This window comes from Vibrio sp. R15-SG3-ISO1B (assembly GCF_059833835.1).
Window position 1 is genome coordinate 122,560 of the sequence record NZ_JCBDGG010000005.1, and the last position, 10,305, is coordinate 132,864.

Consider the following 10,305-nt stretch of genomic DNA (forward strand, 5'->3'; position numbering starts at 1 on the left):
ATTAGATTCCTACCATCTCAGTCAGATACCAATGAAGTAGACCATCGCCCCACATCATGCTGATAAAGCCAGCGATCGCGAGATAAGGGCCAAAGGGAAAGGCTTTGTCGATACCTTGCTGCTTGAGCCTGAGTTGAATCAAGCCAAACAGCAAACCAACCACAGATGAAAGCAAGATGATCATAGGAAGAGCTTGCCAGCCGAGCCATGCGCCAAGGGCGGCGAGCAGTTTAAAATCGCCATAGCCCATGCCCTCTTTGCCAGTGACTAACTTAAACAGCCAATAGACGCTCCATAGGGCCAAGTAACCGGCCATCGCGCCAATGACGGCATCCTCAAGCGAGACGGGGCTGATATTCAATAGCGCCAGTGCCAACCCCGCCCACACCAGTGGTAACGTCAACTGATCGGGCAGTAGCATGGTGTCGAGGTCGATAAAGGTCGCGCAGAGAAGAACAAAGGTGAACAGCAGCAGCGCGAGGCTCATCGCTGAGAAGCCAAATTGCCAGGCAACCAGTACAGATAGGCCAGCCGACAGCAGTTCAATTAAGGGGTAACGCGCACTGATGGGGGCTTGGCAATGCGCACATTGACCGCGCAGCAGCAGCCAGCTGACCACCGGAATATTATCGATAAGACGCAGTGGCGAGTCGCATTTTGGGCATGTCGAACGGGGAATGCTGAGGTTATAGGTACCTTCAGGGGGCGCTATTTTGTACTCAGGGAAGCTCTCGGCGCACTCGCTACGCCACTCTCGCTCCATAATGATGGGTAGGCGGTGGATCACCACGTTAAGAAAGCTGCCAATAATTAAGCCAAACACGCCTGCCAGCGTAGGAAAAAGCCAAGGGTAATACTCAAACAGCGCAATCAAGAGAAGTGCCTTATCCAATCAATAGAGTGCTCATCTTATCCTAATACACTCATTAAGTTAAAGATGGGCAGGTACATAGCCACGACCAATCCTCCCACCACAACACCCAGGAAAATAATGATCAGTGGTTCGAGGATCTTGCCCAAGTTGTCGACCGTGTTATCGACTTCAAACTCGTAGATGGTGGCGATTTTATTGAGCATATCATCAAGTCGCCCCGACTCTTCGCCGATCATCACCATTTGCAGCACCATCTCGGGGAATGACTGCGTATTTCGCATCGCAATATACATTGGCATTCCGGCGGCGGTATCGTCATATACCTTATCAATGGCGGTTTGGTAGTGCAGGTTGTTGGCGGTTTTCGCGGAGGTTTTGAGACTTGAGAGAATCGGAATGCCCGCGCTAAAGCTGGTGGCAAGTGTGCGGCTAAATTTGGCAATAGAGGCTTTGGTCAATACGCCGCCAATCACAGGCATTTTCAATCCTATCCGGCTCGATATCAGTTTGATTCGGGCCGATTTTTGTTTGGCGATTTTTAGCACAATGGCTGAAATACCCAAGCCGAGCGCCGCAGGTAAGCTGTAGGTTTGGGTAAGATGAGAGAGGTGGAGTACCTGTTGCGTAAACCAAGGCAGCTCGGCGCCAAACCCCTGAAACATGCTTTCAAACTCAGGAATGACCATAGTGAGCATCAAGTAGGAGACCCCTAACGCGGTGAACACCACCATCGCAGGGTAGATCAGTGCCTTGATGACTTTCGCGCGCAGCTGCTCCGATTTTTCACGATAGAGTGCCAGGCGTTCAAACACTTGTGGCAAGTTGCCCGCTTGCTCTCCGGTGGCGACCATATCGATGTACAAGGTATCAAAGTGGCTAGAGGCGTTACGCATCGCTTTTGAAATCGGCGTACCGGCTTCAATGCTTTTGCCGATTTGTGCCAATACTGATTTCATTTCGGCTTTTTTGTGATTATCGCCCACCAATTTGATCGCCTGAATGATCGGAATGCCAGTGGCCAGCATGGTCGACAGCTGACGGGTGAGGATGGTGATGTCTTTGCCCTTGATGCGCTGCGTTGCGCGGGTTATGGCGGAGACACTGCGTTTTTTGATCTTTTTAACTTGAATATGCTGCGCTTTCAGTTTGTCACGCACCTCGCTCTCGGTTAAAGCGAGATATTGACCGGAGACTTTCTTCCCTGAACTATTGAGGCCTTTCCAGCGGTAGTTTTTCAGTTGTGCTTGTTTTTGGATGGGCATCAAGAACTCCTATAGGGTATCGAAATAAACAAGGGATTAAAGATAGAGCACGCGCTGCAACTCTTGATAACTGGTGATGCCACTGAGCACTTTCTCTATGCCGGACTCTTTGAGCGTTTGCATGCCTTGTGACCGCGCTAGCTGCTCGATACCGGCGATGGTCGCCCCATCGGCGATGGCACTCGCCAGCGTTTCATCCACGTTCATCACTTCGTATAGACCTACTCGGCCTGAGTAGCCGGCGTTGCACTCTGGGCAGCCATCGAGGTTCGCGGTAAAAAGTGGCGCAACTGAGATGCCAAGTTGCTGGCAGTAGTGCTGAGCGCGCGGCTCAGGCTGTTTGCAGTGAGGGCACAGGCGACGCGCCAATCGCTGGGCAATAATTAGGCTCAGTGACGAGGCGACATTAAAAGGCGCTATGCCCATGCTGCTAAGGCGCACAACGCTCTCGGCGGCGGAGTTGGTGTGCAGGGTCGAGAGCACCAGGTGGCCGGTTTGCGCCGCTTTGACGGCAATTTCGGCAGTATCAAGGTCGCGTATTTCGCCGACCATCACGATGTCGGGATCTTGGCGGAGAAAGGCGCGCAGTGCACTGGCGAAATCGAGTCCAATTTGCGGTTGCATCTGAACCTGATTGATCCCAGGTAAGTTGATCTCCACCGGATCTTCAGCGGTGGCGATGTTGACTTGCGAGGTGTTGAGAATGTTGAGCCCGGTATAGAGGGAGACCGTCTTACCGCTCCCTGTTGGTCCAGTCATTAAAATCAGCCCCTGAGGCTTTTTTAGCGCATTGAGGTAAAGCGTTTTTTGCTGCTCGTTATAACCGAGCTTATCGATGTTCAGATTCGCTTCGCTGCTGTCGAGAAGGCGCAATACGATTTTTTCGCCCCATAAGGTTGGCAACGTCGAGACGCGCATATCGATCGCGGTCTCTTGGCTGAGCCTGAGCTTGATACGTCCATCTTGTGGCAGACGGCGCTCGGCAATATCCAATTTGGCTAGGATTTTAATGCGCGCTGATAAACGGCGACTGAGGTGATGGGCGGGCTGTTGAGTTTCAATTAAGATGCCATCACAGCGTAGCCGAACGCGAAAGGTCTCTTCATAGGGCTCAAAATGGATATCTGATGCGCCCTTGCGCACCGCATCGAGCAGGATTTGGTTAATGTAACGACTGACTGGCGCATCATCTTGACTCAGATCTTCAATGCTACCCACTTCGTCATCACTGACATCCACAAGGTTGGCCAGCTCTTGCTCGTTGATCTCTTTGTTGCTGTTTTGCTCGCCAGCGATCGCGCGCCCATACAAACGGCGAATGGCCCCTTGCAGCGCTTTCGCATCGGCCAGCACCAACTCGACTTGCAGACCGGTAGCAAAACGAAACTCTTCTTCGACATCAAGGTGGGTAGGGTCTGATACTGCAACACTGAGTGAACAAGCGGTTTTGCCAACGGGCAGCGCTTGCAAGCGAGTGATGAGCTCACGTAAGCCAAGGGTTTGGCACAGCTCAGCGTAGGGCGTTTGCGACAGGTCGATGACGTTGAGCCCAAACAGCTGACTGAGATGCTCAGTCAATTGGGTATGGTTAATAATGGCCAGATCGTGCAAAGCGTCAGGGACGGAGCCCCCTGACGCTTGCACATGCTCCAGCACTTGTATCTCTTGCGCTGCGTCAAGCAACTTGGCTTGACGCAGGATTGAGGGGAGGTTGGTGAGCATTATGGGCAGTAGTCTGTTTGTACTGTTGCTAACCCTGCATCTTTGTAGCAACTCTTTGTCCACACTAAACCACTTGTTTGGTATTCGGCGTGCATGACATATGTTTCTCCAGAAGCTATTGGGCCTTTCGCTGCTGCCGCTGTAGCTATAACATTGACCCCACCTGAAGCGGCTTGTTGAGCATCTATATCGATACTGTTTAGTGCTGCACTAGGTACATTTCCAGCGGAAGTGATGCAGTCATCTTCGAATGAACTAGCATCGGATGCAATCTCATGTGAACACAATTCGACTGCCAACTTTATCGCAGCAGCGGCTTTGGGAAACTCTGATAATGTCGCTTTTTTTGTATAGTTTTGATAAGCAGGTACGGCAAAAGCTGACAAAATCCCAATAATCGCCACTACGATCATCAATTCAATTAAAGTAAAACCAGCTTGCTGGCGACGTGGTTTGGTTTGCATAGAACTCTCCATTTGGGTGCTTGAGGCACCGCGGTGTTTGTTGATGGGGAGAGCATAGAAGGGCTATGAAACTTGTGGAAATGGTGGCGCAGCGCTTTCCGAGTCAATTAGGAAAAAATACGACTTGATTTCATTTACACGGCAAATTACTTCGAGCGAGGACAAAACTTTATGAGAGTCGAGAGGCTTTTACGTCAGGAAAAAACAGTAAATGGAGACGCGAGGCCTCCATTTACTGTTTGAAAAATAAGATCTTTCTTCCATTTTTTTAGTCAATGGCGTTCTTTACTGAAAGCACAGCCAGTCGGTAGCGCGAAAACACTGCTTCAAAACACGGCTTTAAAACGCCTCTTTAAAACGCATAGAGAGATCGAGCGCTTTAAGGTGTTTGGTCAAAGCGCCGACGGAGATGTAATCCACACCGGTCTCTGCAAACTCGCGGATGGTCTCAAGCGTGACATTGCCTGAGTTCTCAAGTGCAGCGCGACCCGCATTGATTTTCACCGCTTCACGCATCATCTCTGTAGTGAAGTTGTCGAGCATGATGATGTCCGCGCCAGCATCAATTGCCTCTTGCAGCTCTTGCAAGCTTTCGGTTTCCACTTCCACAGGTTTGCCCGGGTTCAGACTCTTGGCCATCTGAATGGTTGGCGTGATGCCGCCATTGGCAATGATGTGGTTTTCCTTGATGAGGTAGGCATCAAACACACCGATGCGGTGGTTAAAGCCGCCACCGCACGCCACGGCGTATTTCAGTGCGCTGCGAAGGCCAGGAATGGTTTTGCGCGTATCAAGCAAGCGACAGTCAGTGCCTTGCAGCTGTTTGGCGTATTGCGCCACGGTACTCGCGCAGCCAGACAGCGTTTGGATAAAGTTCATCGCGTTACGCTCGCCGGTCAGCAGCATGCGTGATGAACCCGTTAAGGTGCACAGCACTTGGTTGGGCTCCACGGTGTCACCATCGTCGACGTTCCATTCAATCGTCACTGGGCTGCCACCGGGCTGCTCGGCAAGCTGCTTGAAGACTTCTTCTGCCCACGCCTTACCACAGAACACACCGTGTTCGCGGGTGATTAAGGTGGCTTGGTTCTGTGCATCTGCAGGTATCAGAGCCGCGGTAATGTCGGCTGCGGGATCCAAAGTGCCACCGAGATCTTCTTTCAGCGCGTCGGCCACCGCTCGCGTGATCTCTAGCGGAAGTTGCTGCTTCAAATATTCAAGACGTTCTTGGCTATTGTGTGTGTTTTTCATCGCAAATCTAATACGCAGTTGAACAGAGTGGGGCATGATACGCTGACTGAGCATGAAATTCAGCCATTATTCTCGCATTTTATCTCAGGCGAGATAGACTCTAGCCAGGCTATGTTTGAGTTCCGAGTCGTATAACAACATGATAGATAACCAAGGGTGGTATCAAGCGGCGCGTCATGTGCCCTCACCGTTTTTTGATCAAAGACCACAAGGTGAGACGATCTCTTTGCTGGTGGTGCACAACATCAGTTTGCCACCGGGCCAATTTGGTGGCCCCTATATCGAGCAGTTTTTTAGTGGAACGCTCGATCCTAACGCACATCCGTTTTTTTCGGTCATCCATAAAATGGGCGTCTCGGCGCACTGCTTGATTCGCCGTGATGGTGAGGTAGTGCAATTTGTATCGTTTGATGATCGCGCTTGGCATGCGGGCGCGTCGAGTTTTGCAGGTCGCAGCCGCTGTAACGATTACTCGATTGGTATCGAACTGGAAGGCACAGACACCATCGCCTATACGCCAAAGCAGTACCAAGCGCTGGCCACATTAAGTCTAGAATTAATGTGCTCCTACCCGCAGATCAACGTTTCTCGAGTGACGGGGCATCAGTACATTGCGCCGATGCGCAAAACCGACCCAGGCTTGGTGTTTGATTGGCCGCGTTTTCGACGCTTAATAACGCCGATGAATCGCGCCGGCGAAGAGTGAGCGAACTCAGAGAGTGCGTTCGTTTTAGAGTGACTCTTGGTACTCAGTAAGCACTTGTTCCACCCAGGTCGCAATGCGCTCATCGCTCAGTTCGTATTGAGAATCTTCATCGAGCGCAAGACCGACAAAGAACTGGCCATCTTCGGTGAGCGCTTTCGAGGCTTCGAATTCGTACTGCTCATCATTGGGCCAGTAACCAATCAGGTTGGCGCCGGTCTTGACGATTTCATCGTGCAGTAAGCCCATCGCGTCGAGGTACCACTCGCCATAGCCTTCTTGGTCACCAAGGCCAAACAGTGCGACGGTTTTGCCACTGAGATCCACCGTTGGTACTTGTTGCCAAATCGCGTTCCAGTCTTCTTGAATCTCGCCAAAATCCCAAGTGGAAATGCCTAAAATCAGTAAGTCGTAGTCGGCCATCTGCGAGAGGTCGGACTCTTTGACATTGTGGATGTCGAGTAAGTCTTCCCCGATGATCGCGCGCATTTTCTCTGCTGCCATCTCTGTGTAACACGTCGTAGAACCGTAAAACAGGCCGATTTTCATCATTGGTTTCCATCTTGATTGGTGTGCATACCGCGAATTCTAACCACAAAATGGCGAGCTTTGCAGCGAATATCCTCCTCAACGGTGATTTTTTATGGCTTTCTTCTAGCGAGGCACTTACATTGAAAGCCATTAAGCATCAACGTGAGAGAGTAAGTGTGTCGCAGGTGTTGACTCCGGACCAAGGAATCATTGAGCAGTTTTTAGATACCATGTGGATGGAGCGCGGGTTATCGGAAAATACTTTGGCCTCGTATCGCAATGATCTGTTTAAACTGCTGAGCTGGATGAGTGAGCACAACTATCGGCTCAGTTTTATTAGCCTCTCAGGGTTGCAGGATTATCAAAGTTGGTTGATGGACCAAGGCTATAAGCAGACGTCGCGTGCGCGCATGTTGTCGGCCATCCGTCGCTTGTTTCAGTACCTGCACCGTGAAAAGATACGGGCTGACGATCCGAGTGCCTTGCTGCTAAGCCCTAAATTGCCTAAACGCTTACCGAAAGACCTCTCTGAGGCGCAGGTCGATGCGCTGCTCGATGCGCCGGACGTCAATGACGCGATGGAGCTTCGAGATAAAGCAATGCTAGAGCTTTTATACGCCACCGGGCTTCGTGTGACGGAATTGGTGAGCTTAACGATGGAAAACATCAGCTTGCGCCAAGGCGTGGTGCGGGTGATCGGTAAAGGCGGCAAAGAGCGTTTGGTGCCGATGGGCGAAAATGCCGTCGACTGGACGGAAACTTTTCTCAAACAAGGCCGGTCTGAATTATTGGGTGACACTACCTCTGATGTGGTTTTTCCGAGCAAAAGGGCGAGGCAAATGACGCGTCAAACCTTTTGGCATCGTATCAAACATTATGCGGTGAGAGCGGGCATCGATACCGAGCAGTTGTCGCCGCACGTATTGCGCCACGCGTTTGCGACGCACCTATTAAACTACGGCGCGGATTTGCGCGTGGTGCAGATGCTCCTCGGGCACAGTGATTTATCCACCACCCAAATCTATACCCACGTTGCGACCGAACGATTGAAACAGCTCCACAGTGAGCATCATCCAAGAGCCTGATTAGGCACTTTGAACCACAAGACAAGAAAGGTGAATTGAATGAGCGTATTACGCCGTATCACTCTACTGACACTGCCACTACTGTTGACGGCGCAAGCCAGTGCTGCAACAGAGCCGGCTTTCGATAAAGCGCAGATTGAAGCGCGTTTTAATCAGCTTGGGCTGGAAGTGCAAGATGTTGTCCCTGCTGAGATTGATGGCTTATTAGAAGTGCAAACCAATGGCGGCATCTTGTTTGCGACGCCTGATGGTGAGTACTTTATGGCGGGCACCTTGTACAAGTTAGACAGCAATGGTCAGTATGAAGATGTACTGGCGAAGCGACAAGCTCCGATTAATGCGGCAAAAATCGACGCTTTCAAACAGACCATGATTCCGTTCAAAGCCGACAACGAACAGTATGTGGTGACCGTCTTTACCGACATTACCTGTGGTTACTGTGTGCGTCTGCACAGCCAAATGCAAGACTATAACAAGCTGGGCATCACCGTGCGCTACATGGCGTTTCCAAGACAGGGCGCAACGGGGGGCACCGCCGATCAGATGGCGGCCATTTGGGGCGCAAGCGATCCTCAGCAAGCCATGTCTGACGGGAAAACCCGACGTGAGATCCCTGAGCCAGGGGAAGACTTTGCCAAATACCAGCAGATCATTAGCCAGCATTATGCGCTTGGGCGCGAGCTAGGCATTCGTGGCACACCAGCGATCTTTCTGCCCAATGGCGACATGGTGGGGGGATACCTACCACCCCGCGATTTGCTCGAGCGTTTAGAGCAAATCCAATAATGAGCAGGAATGAGCGATGATAGAGATTCAACGTCGTCCTGAGGCAGACATTACCCTATTGCCTGAGAGTATCGATCCGCTGCTGCGCCGCATCTACATCAACCGTGGTATTCAAAGTGTTGAGCAGTTGGAGACAACCGCAAGAGCTTTGCACTCTTACCAGAAATTGCATGGTATTGAGGCCGCGGTGAGTTTGTTGTTTGAGGCGATTCGCCTCAATCAGCGCATCATAGTGGTGGGCGATTTTGATGCCGATGGCGCGACCAGCTCTGCGTTGTCTGTACTGGCACTGCGGATGCTGGGATCGAGCAATGTTGACTATTTGGTGCCGAATCGATTTGAAGACGGCTACGGCCTTAGCCCGGAAGTGGTCGATCAAGCGATCGAACTGGGCGCGCAAGTGATCATGACCGTCGATAATGGCGTGTCATCGATTGAGGGCGTGCGCTATGCCAAGCAGCAAGGGCTTACGGTGTTGGTGACGGATCATCACCTACCTGGCCATGAATTGCCTGAGGTCGATGCGATGGTCAATCCAAATCTCGACGAGTGCGCGTTTCCGTCTAAGGCGCTGGCCGGTGTCGGTGTCGCTTTTTATTTGATGATGGCGCTGTGCGTCCATATGCGAAAAGCGGGATGGTTTGCTGAGCAAGGTATGGCGGAGCCCAAACTGATGGAGCTGATAGATCTTGTGGCGCTGGGCACGGTCGCAGACGTGGTGCCTCTAGATGAGAACAACCGCATTTTGGTGCATCAAGGGCTGCAACGCATCCGTGCGGGCAAAGCAAGGCCAGGTATTCAAGCGTTGATTGAAGTGGCGAAGCGCGATGCAAAGCGTCTCGTTGCCGCAGATTTTGGTTTTGCCTTGGGGCCAAGAATCAACGCCGCCGGTCGACTGGACGATATGTCGTTTGGGGTTGAACTGCTGATGAGCAACAACATCCACGCCGCAAGGCGCATGGCTTCTGAACTTGATGGGCTGAATCAAACGCGCAAAGAGATTGAAGAGGGTATGAAGCAAGAGGCGATGGCGTTTTGTGAGCGGTTGCAGTTTGGTGAAGGGAGCCAGCTTCCCTATGGACTGGTGCTGTTTCAACGCGATTGGCACCAAGGGGTGATCGGGATTCTGGCCTCGCGCATCAAAGAGCAATTTCATCGCCCTGTCATTGCGTTTGCCGATGGCGGTGATGGCGCGATTAAAGGCTCTTGTCGCTCGATACCAGGTTTACACATGCGTGATGCGCTCGATCGTATCGATACGCAACATCCGGGGCTGATTAAAAAATTTGGCGGCCATGCGATGGCTGCCGGTTTAACCATCATGGAGAAAGATTTTGAACGCTTTGCGACCTTGTTTAACCAAACGGTGGAACAAGAGTTGGATGAAGCGGCGCTCAAAGGGGTGATCTTGTCCGATGGCGAGCTGCGCCCAGAAGAGTTTTCCATGCACACCGCGCACGTGCTTCGCAGTGGTGGGCCTTGGGGGCAAGCGTTCCCAGAGCCGATTTTTGACGGCGAGTTTATGGTGCTGCACCAAAAGCTGGTGGCCGAGAAGCACTTAAAGCTGATGTTAGAGCCACTCTATCGTGGCCACCCAACCGGGCTGACGATGGATGCGATCGCGTTT

At 51.7% G+C, this 10,305-nt stretch carries 10 protein-coding genes; 4 read left to right on the forward strand and 6 right to left on the reverse strand.

What is annotated here, in order from left to right:
* Position 1: 1 nt before the first annotated feature.
* From AC6R0S_RS01840 to nadC, 5 genes are all read right to left on the reverse strand, one after another.
* The gene (locus AC6R0S_RS01840; RefSeq protein ID WP_500637104.1) at positions 2-871 is read right to left on the reverse strand and encodes a prepilin peptidase; all 870 of its coding nucleotides are present in this window, start codon (positions 869-871) and stop codon (positions 2-4) included.
* Positions 872-909: 38 nt separating this feature from the next.
* Complete coding sequence (locus AC6R0S_RS01845) at positions 910-2,136, reverse strand: type II secretion system F family protein (RefSeq protein ID WP_500637099.1); 1,227 nt, start codon at positions 2,134-2,136, stop codon at positions 910-912.
* Positions 2,137-2,172: 36 nt separating this feature from the next.
* Positions 2,173-3,858 carry a type IV-A pilus assembly ATPase PilB gene (gene pilB / locus AC6R0S_RS01850; RefSeq protein WP_500637100.1) on the reverse strand — a complete coding sequence of 562 codons (1,686 nt, stop codon included), beginning with the start codon at positions 3,856-3,858 and terminating at the stop codon, positions 2,173-2,175.
* Positions 3,858-4,322 carry a pilin gene (locus tag AC6R0S_RS01855; RefSeq protein WP_487902119.1) on the reverse strand — a complete coding sequence of 155 codons (465 nt, stop codon included), beginning with the start codon at positions 4,320-4,322 and terminating at the stop codon, positions 3,858-3,860. Before AC6R0S_RS01855 ends, pilB begins: the two co-directional genes overlap by 1 nt.
* A 339-nt stretch (positions 4,323-4,661) precedes the next feature.
* A complete protein-coding gene (gene nadC, locus AC6R0S_RS01860) occupies positions 4,662-5,573 on the reverse strand; it encodes a carboxylating nicotinate-nucleotide diphosphorylase (protein WP_487902118.1) in 912 nt (303 codons plus the stop codon).
* Between the two features lie 139 nt (positions 5,574-5,712).
* Here nadC and ampD point away from each other — a divergent pair, with 139 nt between their 5' ends.
* Positions 5,713-6,279 carry a 1,6-anhydro-N-acetylmuramyl-L-alanine amidase AmpD gene (gene ampD, locus AC6R0S_RS01865; protein ID WP_500632923.1) on the forward strand — a complete coding sequence of 189 codons (567 nt, stop codon included), beginning with the start codon at positions 5,713-5,715 and terminating at the stop codon, positions 6,277-6,279.
* A 24-nt stretch (positions 6,280-6,303) separates the two neighbouring features.
* On the opposite strand, the gene fldB is transcribed toward ampD, so the two are convergent.
* Positions 6,304-6,825, reverse strand: a complete 522-nt coding sequence (fldB, locus tag AC6R0S_RS01870) for a flavodoxin FldB (protein ID WP_500629322.1) — start codon at positions 6,823-6,825, stop codon at positions 6,304-6,306.
* A 170-nt stretch (positions 6,826-6,995) separates the two neighbouring features.
* On the opposite strand from fldB, the gene xerD reads away from it, so the two are divergent.
* The 3 genes from xerD to recJ form a co-directional block, all read left to right on the forward strand.
* Complete coding sequence (gene xerD / locus AC6R0S_RS01875; protein ID WP_420378222.1) at positions 6,996-7,892, forward strand: site-specific tyrosine recombinase XerD; 897 nt, start codon at positions 6,996-6,998, stop codon at positions 7,890-7,892.
* Between the two features lie 39 nt (positions 7,893-7,931).
* Entirely contained in the window at positions 7,932-8,678 is a 747-nt protein-coding gene (gene dsbC / locus AC6R0S_RS01880; protein ID WP_487902116.1) for a bifunctional protein-disulfide isomerase/oxidoreductase DsbC, read from the forward strand.
* 16 nt (positions 8,679-8,694) lie between these two features.
* Positions 8,695-10,305, forward strand: a 1,611-nt coding sequence (gene recJ / locus AC6R0S_RS01885; RefSeq protein ID WP_500637101.1) for a single-stranded-DNA-specific exonuclease RecJ, incomplete at its 3' end; no start/stop codon positions are given.